General features: G+C 73.1%; 19 protein-coding genes. 17 read left to right on the forward strand and 2 right to left on the reverse strand.

Features of this window, described 5'->3' with window-relative positions; genetic code table 11:
* The first annotated feature begins 288 nt into the window (after positions 1-288).
* Positions 289-3,147, forward strand: a complete 2,859-nt coding sequence (locus PWG71_RS17000) for an AfsR/SARP family transcriptional regulator (RefSeq protein ID WP_274810723.1) — start codon at positions 289-291, stop codon at positions 3,145-3,147.
* A gap of 29 nt (positions 3,148-3,176) precedes the next feature.
* Here PWG71_RS17000 and PWG71_RS17005 read toward each other — a convergent pair whose 3' ends face one another.
* Entirely contained in the window at positions 3,177-3,395 is a 219-nt protein-coding gene (locus tag PWG71_RS17005; RefSeq protein ID WP_274810724.1) for a hypothetical protein, read from the reverse strand.
* Between the two features lie 266 nt (positions 3,396-3,661).
* On the opposite strand from PWG71_RS17005, the gene PWG71_RS17010 reads away from it, so the two are divergent.
* On the forward strand, positions 3,662-4,201 hold the full coding sequence (locus PWG71_RS17010) for a BTAD domain-containing putative transcriptional regulator (RefSeq protein ID WP_274810725.1): 540 nt from the start codon (positions 3,662-3,664) through the stop codon (positions 4,199-4,201).
* 10 nt (positions 4,202-4,211) lie between these two features.
* On the opposite strand, the gene PWG71_RS17015 is transcribed toward PWG71_RS17010, so the two are convergent.
* Positions 4,212-6,929, reverse strand: a complete 2,718-nt coding sequence (locus PWG71_RS17015) for a DUF4135 domain-containing protein (protein ID WP_274810726.1) — start codon at positions 6,927-6,929, stop codon at positions 4,212-4,214.
* Between the two features lie 164 nt (positions 6,930-7,093).
* Between PWG71_RS17015 and PWG71_RS17020 the strand changes: the two genes are divergently transcribed.
* The 15 genes from PWG71_RS17020 to PWG71_RS17090 all read left to right on the forward strand — a co-directional run bounded on the left by PWG71_RS17020 (position 7,094) and on the right by PWG71_RS17090 (position 22,212).
* Positions 7,094-7,714, forward strand: a complete 621-nt coding sequence (locus PWG71_RS17020; RefSeq protein WP_274810727.1) for a hypothetical protein — start codon at positions 7,094-7,096, stop codon at positions 7,712-7,714.
* Between the two features lie 338 nt (positions 7,715-8,052).
* A complete protein-coding gene (locus tag PWG71_RS17025) occupies positions 8,053-8,496 on the forward strand; it encodes a YciI family protein (protein WP_274810728.1) in 444 nt (147 codons plus the stop codon).
* A gap of 178 nt (positions 8,497-8,674) precedes the next feature.
* Positions 8,675-10,009 (forward strand): RNA polymerase sigma factor, encoded by a 1,335-nt coding sequence (locus PWG71_RS17030; RefSeq protein WP_274810729.1) that lies wholly within the window; start codon positions 8,675-8,677, stop codon positions 10,007-10,009.
* A 322-nt stretch (positions 10,010-10,331) separates the two neighbouring features.
* Positions 10,332-11,321 carry an NAD-dependent epimerase/dehydratase family protein gene (locus PWG71_RS17035; protein WP_274810730.1) on the forward strand — a complete coding sequence of 330 codons (990 nt, stop codon included), beginning with the start codon at positions 10,332-10,334 and terminating at the stop codon, positions 11,319-11,321.
* A gap of 275 nt (positions 11,322-11,596) precedes the next feature.
* A complete protein-coding gene (gene lxmK, locus PWG71_RS17040; RefSeq protein WP_274810731.1) occupies positions 11,597-12,715 on the forward strand; it encodes a class V lanthionine synthetase subunit LxmK in 1,119 nt (372 codons plus the stop codon).
* Positions 12,712-13,656 carry a T3SS effector HopA1 family protein gene (locus PWG71_RS17045; protein ID WP_274810732.1) on the forward strand — a complete coding sequence of 315 codons (945 nt, stop codon included), beginning with the start codon at positions 12,712-12,714 and terminating at the stop codon, positions 13,654-13,656. Before lxmK ends, PWG71_RS17045 begins: the two co-directional genes overlap by 4 nt.
* A 105-nt stretch (positions 13,657-13,761) precedes the next feature.
* A complete protein-coding gene (locus PWG71_RS17050; RefSeq protein ID WP_274810733.1) occupies positions 13,762-13,962 on the forward strand; it encodes a hypothetical protein in 201 nt (66 codons plus the stop codon).
* Positions 13,963-14,076: 114 nt separating this feature from the next.
* Positions 14,077-14,247, forward strand: a complete 171-nt coding sequence (locus PWG71_RS17055) for a hypothetical protein (protein WP_274810734.1) — start codon at positions 14,077-14,079, stop codon at positions 14,245-14,247.
* A 29-nt stretch (positions 14,248-14,276) separates the two neighbouring features.
* A complete protein-coding gene (locus PWG71_RS17060) occupies positions 14,277-14,447 on the forward strand; it encodes a hypothetical protein (RefSeq protein ID WP_274810735.1) in 171 nt (56 codons plus the stop codon).
* A 108-nt stretch (positions 14,448-14,555) separates the two neighbouring features.
* Entirely contained in the window at positions 14,556-16,310 is a 1,755-nt protein-coding gene (locus PWG71_RS17065; RefSeq protein ID WP_274810736.1) for an ABC transporter ATP-binding protein, read from the forward strand.
* 10 nt (positions 16,311-16,320) lie between these two features.
* Positions 16,321-17,283: an LLM class flavin-dependent oxidoreductase gene (locus PWG71_RS17070; protein WP_274810737.1), complete on the forward strand. Its 963-nt coding sequence runs from the start codon at positions 16,321-16,323 to the stop codon at positions 17,281-17,283.
* Positions 17,280-17,975, forward strand: coding sequence for a flavoprotein (locus PWG71_RS17075; RefSeq protein WP_274810738.1), 696 nt, complete (start codon positions 17,280-17,282; stop codon positions 17,973-17,975). Before PWG71_RS17070 ends, PWG71_RS17075 begins: the two co-directional genes overlap by 4 nt.
* The gene (locus tag PWG71_RS17080) at positions 17,972-18,880 is read left to right on the forward strand and encodes a phosphotransferase (protein ID WP_274810739.1); all 909 of its coding nucleotides are present in this window, start codon (positions 17,972-17,974) and stop codon (positions 18,878-18,880) included. The genes PWG71_RS17075 and PWG71_RS17080 overlap by 4 nt, the downstream gene beginning before the upstream one ends.
* Positions 18,877-21,411, forward strand: a complete 2,535-nt coding sequence (locus PWG71_RS17085; RefSeq protein WP_274810740.1) for a M16 family metallopeptidase — start codon at positions 18,877-18,879, stop codon at positions 21,409-21,411. The genes PWG71_RS17080 and PWG71_RS17085 overlap by 4 nt, the downstream gene beginning before the upstream one ends.
* 57 nt (positions 21,412-21,468) lie before the next feature.
* Positions 21,469-22,212, forward strand: a complete 744-nt coding sequence (locus PWG71_RS17090; RefSeq protein WP_274810741.1) for a class I SAM-dependent methyltransferase — start codon at positions 21,469-21,471, stop codon at positions 22,210-22,212.
* Positions 22,213-22,216 lie beyond the last annotated feature (4 nt).

A 22,216-nucleotide genomic window follows, 5' to 3' on the forward strand; every position in this document is an offset into this window, starting at 1 on the left:
CCCCGTTTCCGAGGGGGCGCCGCGACGCCCGCCACCGGCTGCCGAGTGATCATCGGGGCACGTAGTGTCATATTCGCAGTTCCTCGCGTCCGGTTTTCCGTGCCGGCCCTTCCTGGAGTTCGGAAAAGGTGAATGTGCGGCGGTGATGACTTCTCATTTGCGCCGGTCCCGGCCCTTGCGCGACCTGTGAGAAAACCGGTCTTACGGTAATGCGTGTGATATAAGTGCGTTTCGTGGATCGCCTCTGTTCGTGTTGTCATTAGTACGGTTTGGGGTTCTGTGATCACGATGCGGAACGCGCGCGAGGGCGACGGGGGGATCGTCTTCCGCGTGCTGGGCCCCATCGAGGTGCGCGGACCGAACGGCATCGTCCGGGTACCCGCCGGCCGACAGCAGACCGTGCTCGGCGTCCTGTTGCTCGAACTGGGCCGCGTCGTCTCCACCGACCAGCTCGTCGACACCCTGTGGGAGCACGATCCGCCCGAGACCGTCCGCACCCAGGTGCAGATCTGCGTCTCCCGCCTCAGGACCCTGCTCAAGCCCATCGGGGCCACCATCGAGACCCGCCCGCCCGGGTACGTCCTGAGCGCCGACCCCGAGACGGTGGACGCGCACGTCTTCCGCGCCCGGGTCCGGGAGGCGACCGCCCTCGTCCGGGAGGACCGGGCGGAGGAGGCGGCCGCGCTCCTGCGGTCGGCGGTCGGCCTCTGGCGCGGTCCCGCGTTCAGCGGCATCGGGGCGGAGGCGCTGCGGGTCAAGGCCACCCACCTCGACGAGGAGCGGATGGCCGCCGTCGAGTCCCACCTGGCCATCGAACTCGACCTCGGTATGCACCAACGCCTCATCGGGGAGATCAACACCCTCGTCGAGGAGCACCCCCTGCGGGAGGGCCTGCGGGCCCAGCTGATGCTGGCGCTGTACCGGTCCGGACGCCAGGCCGAGGCCCTGGAGGTCCACCGGGTGGGCCGCGAACTCCTCATCGAGGAACTGGGCCTGGAACCCGGCGTCGAACTGCGCGAGCTCGAACGGGCCATCCTCGCCGGGGACCCCTCCCTGGCGTACGCCGCCGAGGGGCGCGCCGCGCGCACGGACGACACCGGCCGCGACGGGGCCGTCGGCACGGCCTTCGGCACCGGGGTCGCCCCCTTCCAGCTCCCCACGGACACGGTGGACTTCGTCGGTCGCGAGGACACCATCCGGGAGGTCGAGCGCACCCTGGTCGACTCCAGGGCCGGGACCAGGGTCGTGGTGCTCCTGGGTCGTCCGGGCGTGGGCAAGAGCTCCACCGCCGTGCGCATCGCCCACCGGCTCGGTTCCGAGCACTATCCCGACGGTCAGCTCTACTGCGACATGCGCGCCACCCGGGACGCCCCGCTGAGCCCGAACGAGGTGCTGGGGCGCTTCCTGCGGGCGCTGGGCGTGCCCGGTCCGGCCGTCCCGGACGACATGGACGAGCGCGCCACCATGTACCGGGGCCTGCTGGCCACCCGCCGGGCGCTCATCGTCCTGGACGACGCCGCCACCGAGTCCCAGATCCTCCCGCTGATCCCGGCCGGCCCCGGGTGCGGTGTCCTCGTCACCTCCCGCACCAACCTCACCGGCCTGCCCGGCGCCACCCTCGTCCAACTGGACACCCTGTCCAGGGACACCTCGCTGGAGCTGCTCTCCCAGGTACTGGGAGAGGCCCGGGTCACCGCCGAACCCGAGGCCGCGCGCGCCCTCGTGCGCGCGGTGGGCCGACTGCCCCTGGCGCTGCGCATCGTGTCCGCGCGCCTGGCCGCCCGACGCCACTGGACGCTCACGTCGATGGTCGACCGGCTGGCCGACGAACGGCACCGGCTGGACGAACTCGCCCACGGCGACATGACGGTGCGGGCCAGCCTCTCGATGACCTACGACGGCCTCGACCGCGAGACGGCCCGCGCCTTCGGCCTGCTCGGGTTGGTCGACGGCCCCACCATCCCCATGTGGTCGGCGGCCGCCCTGCTCGACGACGACCGCCCCTTCCCCTCCGACATCGTCGAACCGCTGGTCGACGCCCACCTCCTGGACATCGTCGGCGTCGACCCCGCGGGGGAGCCCGTCTACCGCTTCCACGACCTGGTGCGCGACTACGCCAGGGAACGGTCGGCGCGCTCCGATGACGACGACGCCCGCGCCGCCGCGGTCCGACGACTCATGGGGGGCTGGCTCGCCCTGCTGGACGCCGCCAACGACGCGGTCGTGGGTGGGGAGTACCTGCGCGTGCGCGGTGGAGCGCCCCGGTGGACGCCGCCCGCGCGATACGTGGAGCGCGTCCTGCGCGACCCCTACTCCTGGTTGGAGAGCGAACGCGCCAACCTCCGCCACGTCGTCCTCCAAGCGGTCGACCTGGGCATGGACGAACAGTGCTGGGACCTCCTGGTCGGCTTCTCGGTGTTCCTCACCCGCCGCGGCTCCATGCGCGAGCTGGCCGAACTCCACGACCGGGCCGAACCGTTCGTGCGCGCCCGGGGCAACCGGCTGGGCATGGCCTCCCTGTGGGCCACGGTCAGCGAGGCGCTCAGCCACCGCTACGACAACACGGCCAGGACCGTCCTGCTGGAGAAGGCCCTGGCCGAGTACACCGACCTGGGAGAGGTGCGGGGACAGGCGATCGCCCGCCGGGCCCTGGCCGCCCTCGTGGCGGAGGCCGGTGACGAGAAGCGCGCGCTGGGCCTGTGCGAACAGGCGATGACGGACTTCGTCACCGTCGGCGACCTGGGCGGACAGTGGCGCAGCCTCATGCTCATGGGGTATCTGCGCGGCCGGGGTGGCGATGACGCCGGGGGCCGGGACGAACTCGACCGGGCCCTGACCCTGGCCGGGCGGACGGGGGACCCGCGTGCCCGCGCCCAGGTGCTCCGTCGGCTGGCCCAGCTCGACCTGCTCAAGGGAGACGTCGAGCAGGGGGTCGAACGGCTGCGCGGCGTGCTGTGCATCGTCGAGGAGATCGGCGACCTGGTCGGTCAGACCATGGTGCTGCGCGATCTCGGCACGGCCTGCGCGGAGGCCGGACGGACGGCAGAGGCCAGGGAGCTCCTGGAACGCTCCCTGGCCGGGTTCGAGCAACTCCGCGAAGAAGGGGAGCGGGCCGAGGTGGCCGCAGTCCTTGCCGACCTCGGCTGAGCGCTCCGCCCCGGGTCACCGATCGCCGCTCACTTCTCCCAGCGGTCCTGGACGCAGTCGATGGGCGGCTTCACGGGGATGGGCGGCAGGCCCTGGATGTCGCACACGGGGCCGCCGGGGATGCTCGGGAGGCCGCCGGGGACGCCGGGAACGCTCGGCAGGCCGTTGACGGCCGCGGAGGCGGGGGTCGCGGCGAAGGACAGGGTGACGGCGGCGGCGAGGGCGAGGGCGAGCCTGGTGATTCGCATGATGACCTCCGTAGGGTGTCGGCCCCGTCGTCCGGGGGGATGACCGACATCCTGTGCCATCACCCGGCCGAAGACCTATCGCGGAGCTATTCGCCCCATTGCACGGCCCGGATAAGCCCGGACCGTCCCGGACAGGGGGCCGTCACCACTCGGAATAGGTGGTGGATAGCACGTGGATGCCGCCCCTTCCGATGATCGTGGGGAACCGATCGCGGGAGGACATCCCGGGGCACCGGGCCCGGATCGCCTTGGAAAGCGGAGTGGTGATGAACGACGTTCCCATGCTGGAGACCCTCGGGGGGTGCCGCGTCGACGGCCGGCCCGTACGCCACCGGCGGGCGGCGGAGTTGGCCGCCGCCCTGGTGCTGTCGGACGGCGCCGCTCCCCGGGACTGGTTGTCCGCCGTCCTCTTCGAGGAGGACCCCTCCCCCTCCAGCCTTCCCACCCTCGCGATGCGCGCGCGTCGGATCGGCCTGGACGTCCGGTACGAGCGGGAGAGCGGCGCCTACCGCATCGGCGAGGAGATCCGCTGCGACGTCGTCGAGTTCCTGTTCCTGCTGTCCCACGGTTACGTCGCCCAGGCACTGGAGCTCTACAAGGGCCCGTTCCTGGCCCGCAGCGACAGCCCCTTCGCCGTCCAGACCCGCGCCCACCTGGAGCAGCGCGTCGTGGAGGCGGTCATGGACAGCGGCGACACCCGCCTCCTGACGGCCGCCGGCCGGGTCGTCCGGCACCCGGCCGTCCAACGGGAGCTCTCCCGGCACGTCGCGGCGCCGATGGGGACGATGACCGGGGCGGCGGTGTAGGCGACGGGGATCAGGGCGCTTCGAGGACCAGGAGGGAGGGGACGTCGTGCGGGAAGGCCAGGCGCAACAGGCCGTACCCCACCCCGGCCGGGCCGCCCAGCGGCCCGGTGGCACCCGAGGTGAGGTGCCACCCGTGCGCGCGACCGTGGGCGCACAGGGCCGCGGCGGCGCGCAACGGCCCCTCCGCGGCCTCGGGGCCGTGCCGCCCGGCGGCGCCGACCAGGAACTCCAGTACCCCCAGGTCCCCGTGGCACGGGCCGTGGTCCCCGATGGAGCGGAGGGTCCGACCGTCGGGGGCCAGGGCCGCGCCGACGACGCGTTCGGCGAACGCCAGGTCCTCCAGCGCGGCCGAGCGCACCGAGGGTTCGCGCGTGCGGGAGATCAGGGCGAGCCGGGACAGACCGATCCCCGACAGGCCCCGGCACCACGAGGTGTCCGTGGGCGTCCGCCGTTCCCAGAGGTCCCGCTCACGGGCGGCGAGTCCCGCCACGGCGTCCCCGTAACCGGAGTCCGGGCACGCGGCGTCCATGCGGGTCAACGCGAGCAGGATCCCCGTGCCGCCCGTCGCCATGCCGGGTGGGAGGTCGAGCCGGAGGGCGCGTTCGGCCAGCGCCGAGGCGACGTGGTCGGCCACGGCCAGCGCGTCGGAGCCGGGGTGGACGGCGTGCAGCGCCAACGCGGCCAGCACGGTACCCGCCTGCCCGCCGAACAGACCGCCGGTGACCTCCGTGTCGGCGTGCCGGCGCAGCTGGGGCAGACGCGCCTCGGCTTCCGCCGCCCAGGACCCGCGGCCGTGGACGGCGTGCGCGTGCGCGAGGTGGAGGACGACGGCCCCGGCCCGGACGGGGGAGCCGGTGTCCCGGGAGGCGGAACGCGACGAGGCGACGCGGTCGGCGGCGGTCTCGGCGGCGGCCCACAGCTCGGGCAGCCCGCTGAGGAGGGCGACCCGGGTCAGGAACGGTCCGACCCCGGGATCCAGCGGGGACAGGCCTCGGGCGATCTCCACGGCGGCGGCCAGGGCGGTGTCCCCGGTCAGGGGACGATCGGCCGGGCGCGGATCGGCGACACCGGGGTCGGCGGGGCACAGGTCGCGGGCGGTGCGGCGCACGAACGCCACCCGTCCGCCGACGTCGTGCCGGTCGAGGGAGCCCAGGCGACGCCTGACGGACACGGCCGGAGCCTCGGCGAGCGCACCCGGAACGACCCTTCCCTCACCGTCGACCAGGTCGGTGGAGCCGGCCCGACCGGAGAGCCAGGGCAGGTCGCCCCGGAGCAGGTCGGCCGATTCCGAGCGGATCAGCGCCGTCCACAGCCGGGCGTCGCCGGGGCCGGGCACGGGCCTGGGCAGCAGGAGATCCCTGGTGCGGCCGTCGCGGAGCACGTCCGGACGGTCTCCCGCGTCCAGGAACCCGGCGTAGAACGCGGCGGGGTAGAGGGCGTGGCGCAGCCGGGCCTCGGGCAGCCGGCCCAGGGGGCCCTCCGCCGACGCCCAGGCCCTCCGGTCGGCCACGAGCGAGTCGTAGGCGAAGGCGAACCCGTCCGCCAGCACCCGGGAGTGACCGTCCAGGGGGAGGGGGCGTCCGTCGACGTCCGGCAGGTGCTCCTCGTCCTCTCGGAGGTCCTCGTCGAGGGGGGCGTCCTCGCCCCCGCCCACGGGCTCGGGCGCGCGCATCGGGCGGTCGGGTGCCCGTGCGGTACCCGAGAAGAGCGGTTCGGCGTCCACCAGCACCGGGTGCGCGCCGTGGGCGACGAGGTCCCGGTGACGCGGAGCCCGGTCGCCCAGCGCGTGGGCCAGGGCCGTGACGGCCCCCAACCTCCAGTAGAAGGCGTCCGCCTCTTCCGCCGGACACGACCCGTGTCCGAGCCGGACGGTCCAGCCGTGGTCGGGTCGGCGCAGGACCGGGGCGGTGACCAACCGGTGCGCGGGACCCCTGGAGTTGAACCAGTCGACGATCCCCGCCCACACGAGTGCGGCGTCCGGCGGATGGCGGCGGTGGATCAGCCGTACCTCCCCGAAGGAGACGACGGCGTCGGCCAGGCCGCCCGGACGACGGACGTACCCCGAGCCGAAGTCGACCCCGTCCACGGGGGCGAGCCGGGAACCGCACAGGTCCTCCAGGGCGGGCAGGTCGGCGACCAGGTGGCGGACCAGGGCCAGACGGGCCCGCTCCCACCGGGAGAGGAGGCCCGCCACCCGGCGCAACAGGACCGTGTACTCCTCCCACAGGTCGCGCTGGAAACCGGGTTCGGAGAGCAGCTCCAGAAAGGCGCGGAAGCGTTCGCGACCGTCCCCCCGCACCCGCCCGGTGAGTCCGGCCAGCTGCGTCTCCAGGGCCATGGTGGGGGTCATGAGACGGCTCAGCTCCTCGTCCGGCCACGACCCGGCGAGGATCCCGGGGAGCCCGGCCAGTCGCGGATCGGCGTCGCGCACCAGACGGGCGACCCCGTCGTGGAGGGCCCGCTGGTGGCCGTGGACCGCGTCCAACGCCGGGCGGAGGAGACCGGCCGCGTCCGCGTCGGCCAGGAACCCCTCCCTCGGACGGGAGGAGTCCCTGCCCAGCGCGAGCCGGTCGTCGGCCCGGCGCACCCAGGGGGCGGGCGCGTCCGGGGGAGGCGCGTCCTCGTGCGATGCCCGCCACCAGGGGAGTTCCGCGACGGTCCACCGTCCTTCCATGATCGACTCCCGTTCCCCGACGTCGAGGTTCCGACCGGTGGTCCCGTGACGCACCGGTGCTCCGTGGCCAGTCTCCCGACGGGTGTTCACGCCGCCATCACGTCCGACCGCGCGCCGATAGGCGAGCGATAACCCGGTGATGGGGGCGCGGGGGAGGGTCGTCCCGTGGGATCGGGACGGGACCTCTCGGAGTCCCGGCGACCGGAGGAGGCAGTGATATGGCGACGACCGTCGATGTGGCGACGCTGGGCCGATGCACCGTCGACGGTGCGAGCGTGGTCAACCGCAGGGCCGTGGAACTGGCGGCGTTGATCGCGCTGTCGAACGGATGCGTCCACCGCGACCGGGTGGTGGTCGAGCTCTTCGAGGCCGAGCCGGCCCCGTCGAGTCTGCCGACGTTGGCCATGCGGGCGCGCAAGGCGGGCGTCCCGGTCCGCTACGACAAGCGGAGGGCCTGCTACACGCTCGGCGAGGGGGTTCGCTTCGACGTCCTCGACCTGTTGCGGCTCGTGCGGGAGGGGCGGCTCGACGAGGCCCTGGACCGGTACACCGGCCCCTTCCTGCCGACCTCCCACAGCCCGTTCGCGGCGGACACCCGGGCGGACGTCGAGGGCGCGGTCGTGCGGGCGGTCCTGCTCCGCGGCGACGTCGGCCTCATGACCCGGGCGGACCGGATGATCAAACATCCGGAGCTGAGCGAGGAGCTGATCCGGCGTGGCGCCGACCCGGCCACGGTCTCCCTGAGCCGGTCCTGGCTCTCCGCGCTGGCCGGTCCCGCCGTCCCCGTTCACATGGCGTCCCGTGGCGCCTCCGGGTCGGGTGGTCGGAGACGGGCCTGACCACGGAGAAGGGGGAGGGGCATCCCGGACGACCGGTGGGGCCGCCCTTCCAGATGCCCCGTCCCCGCGGTGTCGCGGTGGTCTCCGGTGCTCCGGTCCGGAGGAACGGGCCGGCGGACGGACCCCGGTGACGTGCGTCGCCGATCACCCGGGCTCCTTCCGGCGGCGCCGGCCGGAGGCGTCCCCCGTCCGACGAACACCATCATGCGTGGCGGGTTTCGCGCCGACTTCACACGCGCGGAAAAAAATTCGGGAAGGATGTCGATCCGGGCCGACCCCGTTCGACGAACGGGTGAGAGCGGGGGAGAGGCCCCCACGGCATCCGGAAGGCGAACACCATGCGTTACATGATGTCGATCATGTCCGACCCGCAGGCCGAGGCGAACGTCGAGATGAACCCGGAGATCTTCGCGGCGATGGCCGCCTACAACGAGGAGCTGGTCAAGGCCGGCGTGCTGCTCGCCGGGGACGGTCTGGCCCCTTCCACCGAGGCCACCCGGGTGACCTTCTCCGACGGGAGGGCCAGGGTCACCGACGGCCCCTTCGCCGAGGCCAAGGAGTTCATCGCCGGGTACTGGATCATCCAGGTGTCCTCGCCCGAGGAGGCCGTGGAGTGGGCCAAGCGCTGCCCCCACCCCCCGGCGGGCGACCCCACCGAGATGAACCTGGTGCTGCGCCGCATCATGGACACCGACGACTTCGGCGACGAGATGCCCGAGGAACTCAAGGAGCGCGAGCGCGAACTGCGCGCGCACAACGCCCACGAGGCCCACGAGGGCTGACCGTGAGGATGCGCGGTGGCCTCTCCGGTGGGCCCGGCCCACGGGGTGACCGACGCCGACCGGCCGTCCTCCACCTGATCCGTCGGCCCGTCCGGGGAGGCCACCGCACGCGACCGTGACCTCAGGGGGGCGTCCGTCCGGGTTGCGGCGGCACGGACCGTGATGCTCTGATGGGCCCGTGAGTCACACCGATGCCCGACGTGCGGTGGAGGCGGTCTGGCGCATCGAGTCGGCCCGCCTCGTCGCCGCGCTCACCCGGATGGTCGGCGACGTCGGCCTCGCCGAGGAGTTCGCCCAGGACGCGCTGGTCAGCGCTTTGGAGAAGTGGCCGGAGGAGGGGGTGCCCGAGCGTCCCGGGGCCTGGCTGACCACCGTCGCCAAACGCCGCATCCTCGACCGCTGGCGTCGCGACGAACGCTTCCAGGACCGCATGGTCGAACTCGGCCGGCAGATCGTCGAACACGACGGGCGGGCCGAGTTCGACGCCGTCCTCGAAGAGGACTACGGCGACGACCTGCTCAAGCTCATGTTCGTGTGCTGCCACCCGGTGCTGTCCACCGAGGCCCGGGTCGCCCTGACCCTGCGGATGCTGGGCGGGCTCACCACCGACGAGATCGCCCGCGCCTTCCTGGTCCCCGAGACCACCGTCGCCCAGCGCATCGTGCGGGCCAAACGCACCCTGGCCGCCAAGAGGGTGCCGTTCGAGGTGCCCCTCGGCGAGGACCGCGACGCCCGCCTGGCCTCGGTGCTGGAGGTCGTCTACCTGGTGTTCAACGAGGGGTACACGGCGACCTCGGGGGAGGACCTCATCCGCCCCGAACTGTGCGAGGAGGCCATGCGGCTGGGCCGGGTGCTCGCCGGGCTGCTGCCCGGGGAACGCGAGGTCCACGGGCTGCTCGCGCTCATGGAACTGCACGCCTCGCGGTTCCGCGCCCGGGTGGCCCCGGACGGGTCACCCGTGCCGTTGGCCGACCAGGACCGGTCGCGGTGGGACCGGATGCTCGTCACACGGGGCATGAGGGCGCTGATGCTGTCGCTGCCGCCGGATCCCTCACAGCCGCGCGGCCCCTACGCGCTCCAGGCGGCGATCGCCGCCGAACACGCGCGGGCCCTCGCCTACGAGGACACCGACTGGACCGTCATCGCCGCCCTGTACCTGGCCCTGGCCCGGGAGACCGGCTCGCCCGTGGTCGAGCTCAACCGGGCCGTGGCGGTGTCGATGGCGCGGGGCCCGGAGGCGGCCCTGGAGATCGTCGACGCCCTGCGCGACTCCGCGACCCTGGACGGCTATCACCTGCTCCCGTCCGTCCGCGGCGACCTGCTGGAGCGTCTCGGTCGGGCCGGGGAGGCCCGGGAGGAGTTCGAACGCGCCGCCGCCCTCACCCGCAACGAACGCGAACGCGTCCTGCTGGCGGACCGCGCCGCCCGCGTGGCCGCGACGGGGCCGCCGACCGTCGCGCTCGGGACCGTCGTCACCGCGAAGGACGTGCGGGAACCGGAGGACGAGGACTGACGGCGGTCGACCTCGGAAGGGATCGGGGCGTGCCCGCCGGGACGGTCCACGGGCCGGGCCGGCCCGTGACATCCGCGATCAGGTGGTGGTCCCCGTCGTGGTGGAGCACGGTCGCCCCGTGGGTCCCGGCCGTGGCCGCGATGATCGGGTCGGGCGGGGCCCGCCGGTGACGGCCCTCGCGGGCCGGTTCGCGCCGCCCCTCCACGGCGCGGTGCGCGGACTCCTCGCCCGTGTCCGGCCAGGGGGCCGCCGTGGTGCTCTTGATTCTGCCCGTGGCAGGAGACCCTGGCGCGCTCCGGCGGGACCGGACAGACTGCCGGTCATGAGACTTCTCGTACTGGGCGGCACCGAATTCGTGGGACGCGCGATCGTCGAGGACGCCCTGGAGCGGGGGTGGGACGTCACCGTGTTCCACCGGGGGAGCCGCACCGCTCCCCGGGGCGCGACCGCGCTCCACGGGGATCGGCTGACCGGAGGCGGCCTCGGCGCACTGGAGAAGGGCGAGTGGGACGCCGTCGTCGACACCTGGTCGGCCGCGCCCCGCGTGGTCCACGAGTCGGCCCGGCTGCTGGCCGACCGGGTCGGCCGCTACGCCTACATCTCCAGCTGCTCCGTCTACGCCTACCCCTCCGACCCCGGCTCCGATGAGACCTGGCCCACCGTCCAGGCCGACCCGGAGTCCGACGGGACCGACTATCCGGCGGACAAGCGCGGCGGCGAGCTGGCCGTCGAGGCCGCCTTCGGGGACCGTTCCCTGTCCGCGCGGGCCGGGCTCATCCTCGGCCCCCACGAGAACATCGGCCGACTGCCCTGGTGGCTGAACCGGATCGCCCGGGGCGGCCCCTTCCCGGCGCCCGGGCCCGCCGACCTGCCCCTCCAGTACGTGGACGCCCGCGACCTGGCCGCGTGGACCCTGGACGCCACGGCGTCCGGGGTGTCCGGTCCGCACAACCTGGTGAGCCCGGCCGGACACGCGACCATGGGCGACCTGCTCGCGGCCTGCGTCGATGCCACCGGCTCCGACGCCGAACCCGTGTGGCTCACCCCCGAGCTGATCGCCCGGACCGGGGTGGAGCCGTGGTCGCAGCTTCCGGTGTGGGTTCCGCCGGGCGAACCGCACGCCGCCCTGCACGACAACGACGTCTCCCGGGCACTGGCCACCGGGCTGTGCTGTCGGCCGGTCGCCGAGACCGTCGCCGACACCTGGGAGTGGCTGGTCTCCCTCGGCGGTGTCGCCCCGCAACGGCCCGACCGCCCGCCGGTGGGCCTGCCCGACGGCGCGGAGGAACGGCTGCTGGCCGGGACGCGCTGACCTCCTCCACCGCTCCCGCCACGGGGGGACCGCCTCCGAACGGAGGTGGTCCCCCTTCTTCCGCACCCTTCTCCCGGTCGATCGCACCCCTCTGACCTCAGGTTCTTCGTCGAAGCGGCAGAAACGCGCCGATACCGCCTCTCCATTGCCCCGGAAACCTGCCTTTCCCCGCCCTTCCGGTCCGGCATCGTTCTCATCGAGCCCGCCGGAAGCGGGACCGCGGAACGAGAAATCGCTTCGCGTTCGAGAGCAGTGCGATCACCGCAGGGGTTTTCGTGACTCTGGCAATGAAGGAACCGGCGACCGGGAAGAAGGAACCGGAATTCGCCCCTATCGACCTCGACGGGTCACCCGAGGTGGAGGACTTCCTCGACCGACTCGGACTGGGCAGGTTCGTCCGTGACGACCTGGTCTCCCCGGCCGGCCGCAACGCCGTCTGGATCGGCCGTACCACCACCGGCCGGCGCGTCTTCGTCAAGCGGCTGCTGGGCGAGGACCGCGATACCCGCCTCGGCCGCCTGACCTCCTTCCAGAGATTCGCGGACACCGACCGGTTCCCCGTCCCCGACCTGCTCGGACACGACACCGACACCGGGATCGTCGTCTACGAGGCGGTCGCGGCCGCGCACGGAGGCGCCGAGCTGATGGTGGACGAGGAGTTCACCACCGACATCTCCCGCCGAGTGGGGAACGCGCTCGGCACGGTGCACTCCGCCCCCGTCTCCCCGGACGCGGAGATCGACACCTCTCCCTCGGTCTTTCCCTCCACCGTCCTGCTGACCGCGCTGCCCTCGGCCCTGTTCGAGACCCTCAGTTTCGCGGAGGTACAGGCCTGGCGCCTGCTCCAACAGGACGCACCCCTGGCCGAGGCGGTCCACCGGCTGCGCGAACGCGAGGCCCTGGCGCCCCGGACCCCCGTCCACGGTGACTTCCGCATGGATCAGCTCCTCATCTCCGACGACCGGGTCCACATCGCCGACTGGGAGGAGTTCCGCCTGGGCGACGCCGCCCGCGACGTCGGGGCCTTCGCCGGCGAATGGCTCTACCGCTGCATCCTCGACATCGTCACCGACCGCGGCGGCCAGCCGCCGATCGTCGACGACATCTCCCACGAGGAGATCCTCGCCCGGGGCATGGCGGGCATCGAACGGGTCTCCCCCGTGGTGAACGCCTTCTGGCGCGGGTACCGCGGGGTCCGCCCCGAGGTGGACGCCGAGTTCGTCGAACGGGCCACGGCCTTCGCCGGATGGCACACCATCGACCGGCTGCTGGCCGGCGCAGCCCGCAGGACCAAGTTGACGGGTATCGAACGCGCGGCGGCCGGGGTCGGCCGCTCCGCCCTGATCACCCCGGACCGCTTCGGCGCGGTTCTCGGATTCGAGGAGATCGGATGAGTCCCAGCACTCTCACCCTCCCCCCGCCGGTGGCGGGGCTGTTCGACCGGATCACCATCGACCCCGACCTGGTGTCGGCCACCGTCGACGGCCGTTCCGTCCACGCCACGAGCCGCTACGAACTGCGCAAGGAGCTGTCCGCCAAGGTCTACGACGTCCTGCACGCCGGCCGCGGGGAAGACGAGCCCGCCCTGCCCTACCACGCACGGGACAAGGGGTTCGAGCGGCGACTGGCCGACGCGGTCCCCCACGAGTGGACCCGGGAGCGCCTGCCCCTGCTCGGGATCGGCGAGGACCACGCCGTCGTCCTGCGGGAGGGCGTGCGGGTGCGCGTCCCGCTCTCCGCGCTGGCGGACGCGGACACCCCCGTCCCCGGTGAGGAGGTACCGGTGCGGGTGCGCCCCTACCGTGCGCTCCTGTCGCCCGGATTCTTCTTCGTGGACGGCACCCGCAGCTCGCGCGGGGCCGGGGCGATCCTGCGGGTGTACCTCCACCTGAGGGACATCGAGGGGGCCGAGACGGTGTGGCGCCGCCTCCTGCCCCACCTGGAGGGATCGGGGGCCTTCTACCGGACGAAGGTCCTGTCCACCCCCGCCCTCTACCCGCGCAGGGACGCCCTGGTCGTCTACCTCGCCGAAGAGTCGGCCGGACACACCCGGGGCATCGTCGACCTCTTGGCCGGCTCCCCCGAACTGGGTGACGAGACGCCGGCCTTCGCCGAACGCCTGGCCCCCGGCCTGGCGACGGCCTGGGAGCCGGCCGACGCCCGCAAGGCGTTCCAGGGCCTCAGCTTCGGCCAGCACCGGGCCTACCTGATCGTCGATTCCCTCATCGAGGCGATCGAGGAGGGGGAGCCGTTGGCGAAGGTCGCCCGACGCAAGTTCGCCGAGGCGAACGTCGAATTCGGGAACCCCGCGCGCAACGCCTCCGAGCACCTTTAGGGAGATACCCGCACCCCCCTCTGGGGCGGTTGCAGGGGATGCGGTGAGAACCCCGTCCCCTGTTTCCACACCAGAGAAGAACCATCGAACGAGGAGATGAAGAAAATGCAGAAGAACGAAGCGATCCTGAACCTGGTCGAGGGCTACGCCTCCTACGCCGACGCCACCGAGGTCAACGTGGACGCCAACAGCCCGGCCCCCGCCGCCAGCACCTCGCCCATCTGCGCCGCCTCCATCGCCAGCTCCAAGGTCTGCATCTCCGTCGTCAGCGGCGCCTCCGCGGCCACCCTGACCAACGGCTGCTGATCCCCGCCCGCATCGCGGGCGCGTCGACGGCCGAGGCCGACACGAGAGAAGGAAGAACGGTGCGCCGGAACGGCCGGCGCACCTTCCACCCCCTGAAAGGAAACAGTTCCCCCCATGGACAAGTCGAACGAGATCGTCGAACTGGTGTCCGGATACCAGGTCTGGGCCGACTCCGAGGACATCGGCGTCGAGTCGCGGACCGAGGCCCCCGCCGCGACCACCACCTTCTGCGCCTTCACCGTCAGCTACATGTTCACGCGCGCCACCGTCGAGGACGGTTGCTGACCACCGTTCTGGCACGAGAGAAGGTCCCCATGGACAAGTCGAACGAGATCGTGGAGCTGGTGTCCGGCTACCGGGCATGGGCCGACTCCGAGGACATCGGCGTCGAGTCGCGGACCGAGGCCCCCGCCGCGACCACCACCTTCTGCGCCTTCACCGTCAGCTACCTGGCCAGCAAGGCGACCGTCGACAGCGGTTGCTGACCGCTTCCGACCAGAACACCCGTCCCTGACGGCCCGCCGGACGGTTCCCCCCGTCCGGCGGGCCGGGTCCCCCGGGCCGACCCCGGACCGAACGCTTGGAGTCGCGATATGGCGAACGATGTACCGAGCAACCACTACAGAATCCTCCCCGAACTGGTGAAGGGCAACGGCGGTACGGTCGCGGCCGTCGCCCTGCTGGCCCTGGTATCGGGCGCCGCCACCCTGGTGCTGCCGCTCGTCGCCGCCCGACTCATCTCCGCGCTCCAAACCGGAGGGGACCTGCTGGTCTGGGGCATCGGTCTGGTCGCCATCGGACTGGGGGCCACCGTCACCTCCTCCCTGTCGTCCTACCTGCTGGCCCGGACCGCCCAAGGCATGATCTACCGCCTGCGCGTGCGGACCATGGGACACGGGTTCCGCGCCCGGATCCGCGACACCCAGCGCCTGGGCACGGGCAACCTGGCCACCCGTCTCACCGCCGACGCCGCCAGCGTCAAGGGCGCCATCGACGTCGGCCCCGTCCAGCTCCCGATGGCGTTCCTCATGCTCCTCGGGACCATGGTCATCATGGCGATCCTGGACTGGGTGCTGCTCCTCGTCACCCTGGCGGCGTTCGCCGTCGCGATCGTCGCGGTCGGTGCGGTCATCGTGGCCCTGCGACGCCACTACACCGTCCTCCAAGGAGCGCTCGGCACCCTGTCCGAGCGGTTCGTGGACGCCCTGGAGAGCCTCCAGATCATCAAGGCCGGCCGCGCCGAGCACCGGGTGCTCGGCGAACTCGACGAAGAGGCGGACCGGGTCCGCCGCGTGGAGATCCGCGTCGCGCGCCTGGAGAGCATGCTCTCCCCCATCCTCAACCTCGGCCAGCAGATCGCCCTGGTGAGCGTCCTCATCGGCGGTGGTGTGCGGCTCGTCGGCGGCGACCTCACCCTGGCCGCCTTCGTCGCCTTCCTCATGTACCTGCTCCAGTTGGCCACGCCGCTGATGACGGCGGTCTCGGGATTCTCCACCCTCCAGGCCGGCCTGGCCGCCCGCGAACGCTTCAACGAGGTGTTCGACCTGGAAGAGGAGGACCGCGGCGGCCGTTCCACCGCCCCCACCGACCCCGCGGCCCGAGGGAACGCCGTGCACTTCACCGGAGTGGAGTTCTCCTACGACGACGAGCCGGTGCTGCGCGGCGTCGATCTGCGCGTACCCGCACGCGGTCTGACCTCCATCGTGGGCCCCTCCGGCGCCGGCAAGTCGACGGTGTTGGGACTCATCGAGGGGTTCATGGAGCCCGACGCCGGTCGCATCGACGTTCTGGGCCGGGACCACGGCGCCTGGCCCCTGGACGAACTGCGCGGACACATCGGCTACGTCGACCAGCGGTTCACCCTGCTACGCGGCACCATCCGCACCAATCTCACCTTGGGACTGACCACCGTCCCCGATGACGGCGAGCTTTACCGGGCCCTGGAGAAGGTCTCCCTGGACGACGTCGTCCGTGCCCTTCCCAACGGTCTGGACACCCGCCTCGGCAACGGCACCGACCTGTCGGGCGGCCAGCGCCAGCGCCTGGCCCTGGCCCGGACGCTCATGTCCGACGACCGCCTCGTCCTCCTGGACGAGCCGACCTCCCAGCTCGACAGTCTCAGCGAGGCCAGACTCCGCTCCGTCGTGGACGAGCTGGCCCGGGACCGGGCGGTCCTGGTGGTCGCGCACCGCATCTCCACCGTCCGCCAGGCCGACCACGTCATCGTCATGGAGGACGGGCGCGTCGTCGACCAGGGCACCCACGACCGGCTCCTCGACGACTGCCCGTCCTACGCCGCCCTGGTCAAGGGCCAGACGCTCACGGCCCCCGAGCCCTCCCTCATCTAAGGAGCCGACCGTGCCCGACTACTCCGTTCTCGCCCCCGTCGCCCCCCTGCGGCCCGAACAGCTCCTGCCGTACGCGGCGCTGGTCCAATGGACCTCCGCGGCACGCCTGTGGCAGGGACAGACCACGGCCGTCGACCCCCACCAGATGTTCGCCGCGGTCTCCGCCGCCGGGTTCCGGGTGCCCTCGGCGACCGGTGTGACCCTGATGCCGCTGCGCCACCCCATGGAGGCCGCGCTCCAGGCCCGTACCCTGGCCGCCATCACCGGCCACCCGTTCGTCGCCGGCTTCGGACCCGCCGCCGCGATCTTCCAGGACGGCCTGATGCCTCGGGCCTACCGGAGCCCGATCAAGGCCGCCCGGGAGTACGTCACCATCGTCCGCGGTCTCCTGGACGGCGGCTCCGTCGACGTGGACGGCGAGTACTTCCAGTGCTCCGGCGGGCTGCCCTCGCTGCCCTCCCCGCCGGTGGAGGTCGGCCTCGGTGTCCTGCGGCCGGGCATGGCCCGTCTCGCCGGCGAGGTCGCCGACACGGTGATCACCTGGCTGACGACCTCGGATTACGTGCGCGACACCATCGTCCCCGCCGTGCGCGAAGGGGCCGAGCGCGCGGGCCGTCCCATGCCGCGCATCGTGTGCATGACCCCTGTCGCCCTGGCCGGCGAGGACCGCGACCCGGTCCGTCTGGCCCTGGCGAGCAACCTCGCCCACATGTCCCTTCCGCACTACGTCGACATGTTGGGCCGGTCCGGAATCCACGTCGACGTGCGTCGGCCGGAGGAGGCCGCCAAGGCGCTCATCAAGGGCAGGGCGTTCCTCTACGGCACCGGCGACGAGGTGTCCCGCGACCTGGACGCCTACCACGAAGCCGGCGCCGACGAGGTCGTTCTCAACGTGAGCGGCGTCTGCCAGCTCCACGGCGCGGCCACCGCGCTGCGCGAGTTGGAGGCCATCCTGAAGGGCGTGGAACGGTGAACGTCCCGCCGGAGTCCCGGGGAGCGCCCGCCCCGTCGGCCGACGCCGAGCCGGATCCGACGCTCCCCCTGCCCTTCTCCCGCCTCCTGCTCGTCGTCACCGGCTCGGTGTCCGCCGCGGACCTGCCGTTCTGGGGTACCTGGCTGCGTCTGTACCACGAGGATCTGGAGGTGCGCCTGGTCCTCACTCCGAGCGCGCGGCGCTTCCTCACCTCCGACGCGGTCGGCGGCCGGTTCGGCGGCGAGGTCCGGGACGACGTCTGGCCCGAGGGAGACGGTACCGCCCACCACGTCGAGTTCGCCGAGTGGGCCGACGCCGTGCTGATCTTCCCCGCCACCTTCGACTTCACCGCCCGGTTCGCGCTCGGCCGGGGCGACTCGCCCGCCCTGCTCGCCTCCCAGTGCACCACGGCCCCGATCGCCATCGCCCCCGCGCTGCCGCCGGGCGGGGCGCAGAGCCCCGCCCACCAGGAGCACCTGCGGGTCCTGAGAAGCCGCCCCAACGTGGTGGTCGTCCCCCCGCAACCCGGGGTCAGCATCACCACGGGCCGACGGGACGCGTGGGCGCCCGCCCTGTTCCCCCACTGCCTGACGGAGCTGTCCGCGCTCCACGAGCGTCTGGCCGCCGGCCGCGCCCCCGACACGGTCGAGGGCGCCGCCGACGCGCCGGTCGGGACCGGGAGGGACACGTGATCGACGTTCTGGAGGCGGAGGAGGACCGGACCGTCCTGCGCTCCTACGGCACACGCCTGCTGCGCACGACGGTGAGCCGCGACGAGAACGGGTTCGTGTGGGTCCGCCGGCCCGGCCCGGACGCCCCCGCCCCCTTCGCCCCGGCCCGGATCTCGGCGGACCCCGCCCTGGAGACGGCGGCGGTGGAAGGGGTCGGCGGTCTGCGCCTGGCCCTGGGCACCCCGGTGGGGGAGGGGCGCCTGTACCGGGCCTTCGGCCCGGACACGGTGGCCGGCCGTCTCCTCTACGGTGGCGGCGGACCGGGGCTCTCCGTCCACCTGCGCGGACTCGGTGCGATGCTTCGACACCTGCACGGGATCACCCCCGCGGAGGGGACGGCCGCCCTCGGTCGTCCCCGCGGACTGGACCGGCTCGGCCGGTGGCTGGCGGACCCGGCCCCGGAGCGCGTGGACGCCGCGGGCCGCGCGGCCCGGGAACGGCTCGGCGATCGCCGGTGGGGACTCCTCCGGGACTGGTACGGGGAACTCCTGGCCGCCGCACCCGCCCTCTGCCACGGGGCCCCGGGGCTGGGCTCCCTCGTCCCCGGCGGGGAGGGCGCCGCCGCCGTCCTGCTGACCGGGGAGGACCTGTCCGCCGGCCCCCCGGTCTTCGATCTCGGCTGGACCGTCGGCGAGCTGACCGAACTCGCCTGGCAGATGGGCCGGGGACGGGAGATCTGGCAGCCGCTCCTCACCGCCCTCTTCGAGGGGTACGGGGACGATCTCGGTCCCCACTGGTACCGCTGGGCGGCCCTGCGCACCGTCCTGCACACGCATGATTTCAGCACCTACACCGAAGCGGCGCCGGACCTGGTCCCGAAGTACGCCGACTTCGTGGGGCACCTCATCGACGCGGAGGCGAAGTGAACACGCGCATGCGACGGGGCGGGTTCCTCCGCACCCGCTTGGACAACGGACTGCGGATCCTGCTGGCCCCCGACCGACGTTGGAGCCGCGTGGCGGTCGCCGTCCACTACGGTGTGGGCTTCCGCGCGGAGCCGCCGGGCCGGGAGGGTTTCGCCCACCTCTTCGAGCACCTCATGTTCGAGGGCAGCGAGAGCGTCCCCCGGGGCACCTTCCGCACCCATGTCCACGAGGTGGGCGGCATCGTCAACGGGACCACCCACCAGGACTACACCGATTACTACCAGGTGGTTCCGGAGCCCCTGCTGGAGCGCGTGCTGTTCCACGAAGCGGACCGGATGCGCGCCCCCGCCTTCACCCCCGAAGGGCTCTCCGCCCAACTGGAGGAGGTCGCCGAGGAGATCGAACGGGCCACGCGGGGGCGCGCCTACGGCGGACTGCCCTGGCCGCTGCTTCCCGGGGTCATGTACTCCCGCCACGCCAACGCCCACGACGGGTACGGCGACGCCGATGCCCTGCGCTCGGTCACCGTGGACGACTGCGCCGCCTTCTTCCACGACCACTACACACCGGGCAACGCCGTCCTGACGGTCACCGGCGCGTTCGATCCCGGCCGCGCCCTCGCGGCGATCCACCGCCACTTCGGGGACATCCCACCCCGGGAGCGGGTCCCCGTGCCCGACACCGCCGAACCGCCGCCGGTCGCCGACCGCTGGGCGCGCCACACCGAACCGAGGATCCCCGCCACCGCCGTGGCCTTCGGCCTACCCCTGCCCGACCCCTCCGCCGACCTGCCCGGATACGTCGCCCACATGGTCCTGGCCCGGCTCGTGGAGGACGCCCACCGGGCCCCCGACGGCACCTCGGAACTCGGCGCGGCCTGCGGCTTCTTCGCGCCGCTCGACGCCCTCGCCCCCGACGCCATGGTCCTGAGCGGGGTGCTCCCCGCCGACACCTCGCCCGAGGCCCGGCTCGACCGGCTCCGCGCCCTGCTGGACACCTGGGGCACGGGTGCGGTGCCCGGCGTCCCCGACACCGTCCGAGCCCTCGTCGACGAGTACCGGGAACACCACGGATCCCTCGTCGAACACGGCCGGGCCCTGGGGCGCACCGAGATCCTCTTCGGACGCGCCGAGACGGTCGGCGAGATCCCCGACCTGCTGGACCGCACCGACCGGAGCGCCGTCGCCCGTGCCGCCCGGGACGCCGCCCGCGCACCCGTGGCCGCGCTCGTCATCGCCCCGGGACCGGAACGGACCCGGCCGGCGCCGGCCCCGGCGTCCCGGACCGCGCCGACCGGACCCGGCGCGCGCGTCCTCGCCCGCACCCCTCGGGGACCCCGCACCCCGCCCCCGCCGGGGCCGGCGGATGAGGTCGCGGTGCCCGAACACGCCCAGGTCCGCACAGCCACCGGCACGCGGGTGGTCACCGTCCACGACGACCGCACCGGAACCGCTCAGGTGCGGGCCCGCATCCCCCTGGGGGCCGTCGGCTGGTCGCGGCCGGGAGCGGTGGACGCGCTGGTGGCGGCGGTATCCGACCGGATCCGCGAGGAGGCCGCCCGGCGCTCCCTGCGGGGCGGGCTCACCGTGTCCACCGACGGCCAGTGGCTGATGGTGTCCGGAGCCGTCGACCCCGCCCGGATCACCGCGTGGGTCGACGTCCTGGCCTTGGCTGTCCTGCCCGACGGCCTGCGCTTCCGGGGCCCCGTCCCGCCCGTCCCGCGCACCAGCGAACGCACCCTCGACGACCTCCAACGGCTGCTGTGGCTGGGCGGTGCGGACGACACCGCCACCGCCCCGGGGCCCGAGGACATCGCCCGCGGCATGCTCTCCCAGCCCGGCGCCGTGCTGACCCTGGTCGGCGACCTCGACCCCGGGCCGGTGGCGGAGCGGGCCCGGACGGCTCTGGAGCGGTGGCCGGGCGGCGGCGCCGTCCCCGTGCCCGTCGACCCGGGCACCCGACTGGAACGGCTGCCGGTCCCCGGCGCCCGGGACGTGTGGGTCGGCCTGTCGGCCCCCGAGCCCGTCGCGGGGCCCACGGAGGCCGAACGCTACCTGGCCACCGCGGTCTTCGGCGGCTACCACGCCTCCCGGCTCGCGCGACGGACCGAGGGGCTCTACGCGGCGGTCGTCGGCCGGGACGTCCTTCTGGACCGTCCCCGCGTCTACGTCCGCGCCAGGGTGCGGACGGAACTCGCCGACCGGGTGGCGGAGGACCTGCGCGAGCAGGCCCGCCTGGCGGTCACCGAGCCGCCGGGGGGGACCGAGGTCGAGGCGGCCCGGGTGTACTGCGTCTCCCAGATGCTCTCGGCCCTGGACTCGCCCACGACCTTGGCCCACGTTCTGGTGTCCGTCCTGTCGGCCGGACGGGACGCCGACTGGCTGTGGCGGATCCCCGCCGAACTGCGCGCCGTGACCGTTCCCGGGGTGGCGCGCGCCACCCGGGCCCTCTTCCGGGAGGACGCCTTCGGCGGAGTCCTCCTCGGTGCGGTGTCCCCCCAGGTGATAGCCGGAGGAATAGGGAAGGGATAGCCGCCGCCGCTATTCCTGTACGTGAAGCCAGACCGGTGGCACGAGGAGGAGCGGAACATGCGGATCGACCCGTCCGTGTACGGCGAGGGACTCGCCGACATCTATGACCTGATCTACCCGGAGACCCCCGAGGCGGGCATGGCCGCGGCGTTCGTGCGGGACCGGACCCCCGAGGGCGGGTCGGTCCTGGAGTTCGGCGTCGGCACCGGTCGGATCGCCCTGCCCATGGCCGACCTGGGGTTGCGGGTCCACGGGGTGGACGCCTCACAGCGGATGCTGGACGTCCTGATGGAGAAGGCCGGTGACCGGGAGATCACCTCCGCCCTCGGGGACTTCACCACGGTCGACTGCGGCGGCGTCCACGACACCGTGCTCATCGCCATCAACACCCTGTTCATGGTGCCCTCCCAGGAGCAGCAGATCGCCTGCTTCGAGAACGCCCGACGGCACCTCAAGGACGAGGGCAGGCTCGTGATCGAGGTCTACGAGCCCACCCGTTTCCACTCCCTGCCCACCGGTATGGACACCATGGTGCAGCACCTGGACCGGGAGTCCCTGCTGCTGTGCAGCATCCAGGTGGACAAGGTCAACCAGATCGCCGCTCTGGGGCAGGCCTACCTGCGTTCGGGCGAGCTGCGCAAGACGCCGGAGATCAGCCGGTACGCCTGGCCCGCCGAATTGGATCTGATGGCGCGTGTCGCGGGTATGCGTCTGGTGGAGCGTTACGAGGACTGGCTCGGGTCGGCCTTCGAACACCGCTCCCACCGGCACATCTCGGTGTACGAGCCGGTGACGGTCTGACCCC

The organism is Nocardiopsis sp. N85, from assembly GCF_028882275.1.
Taxonomy (GTDB): domain Bacteria; phylum Actinomycetota; class Actinomycetes; order Streptosporangiales; family Streptosporangiaceae; genus Nocardiopsis; species Nocardiopsis lambiniae.

Bases quoted from the DNA above. Each gene is read 5' to 3' on its own strand.
- PWG71_RS17035 (WP_274810730.1), top strand. From the start codon at position 10,332: ATGAGACTTCTCGTACTGGGCGGCACCGAATTCGTGGGACGCGCGATC.
- PWG71_RS17060 (WP_274810735.1), top strand. From the start codon at position 14,277: ATGGACAAGTCGAACGAGATCGTGGAGCTGGTGTCCGGCTACCGGGCA.
- PWG71_RS17050 (WP_274810733.1), top strand. From the start codon at position 13,762: ATGCAGAAGAACGAAGCGATCCTGAACCTGGTCGAGGGCTACGCCTCC.
- PWG71_RS17005 (WP_274810724.1), bottom strand. From the start codon at position 3,395: ATGCGAATCACCAGGCTCGCCCTCGCCCTCGCCGCCGCCGTCACCCTG.
- PWG71_RS17010 (WP_274810725.1), top strand. From the start codon at position 3,662: ATGAACGACGTTCCCATGCTGGAGACCCTCGGGGGGTGCCGCGTCGAC.
- PWG71_RS17090 (WP_274810741.1), top strand. From the start codon at position 21,469: ATGCGGATCGACCCGTCCGTGTACGGCGAGGGACTCGCCGACATCTAT.
- PWG71_RS17055 (WP_274810734.1), top strand. From the start codon at position 14,077: ATGGACAAGTCGAACGAGATCGTCGAACTGGTGTCCGGATACCAGGTC.
- PWG71_RS17045 (WP_274810732.1), top strand. From the start codon at position 12,712: ATGAGTCCCAGCACTCTCACCCTCCCCCCGCCGGTGGCGGGGCTGTTC.
- PWG71_RS17025 (WP_274810728.1), top strand. From the start codon at position 8,053: ATGCGTTACATGATGTCGATCATGTCCGACCCGCAGGCCGAGGCGAAC.
- PWG71_RS17065 (WP_274810736.1), top strand. From the start codon at position 14,556: ATGGCGAACGATGTACCGAGCAACCACTACAGAATCCTCCCCGAACTG.
- PWG71_RS17020 (WP_274810727.1), top strand. From the start codon at position 7,094: ATGGCGACGACCGTCGATGTGGCGACGCTGGGCCGATGCACCGTCGAC.
- PWG71_RS17000 (WP_274810723.1), top strand. From the start codon at position 289: ATGCGGAACGCGCGCGAGGGCGACGGGGGGATCGTCTTCCGCGTGCTG.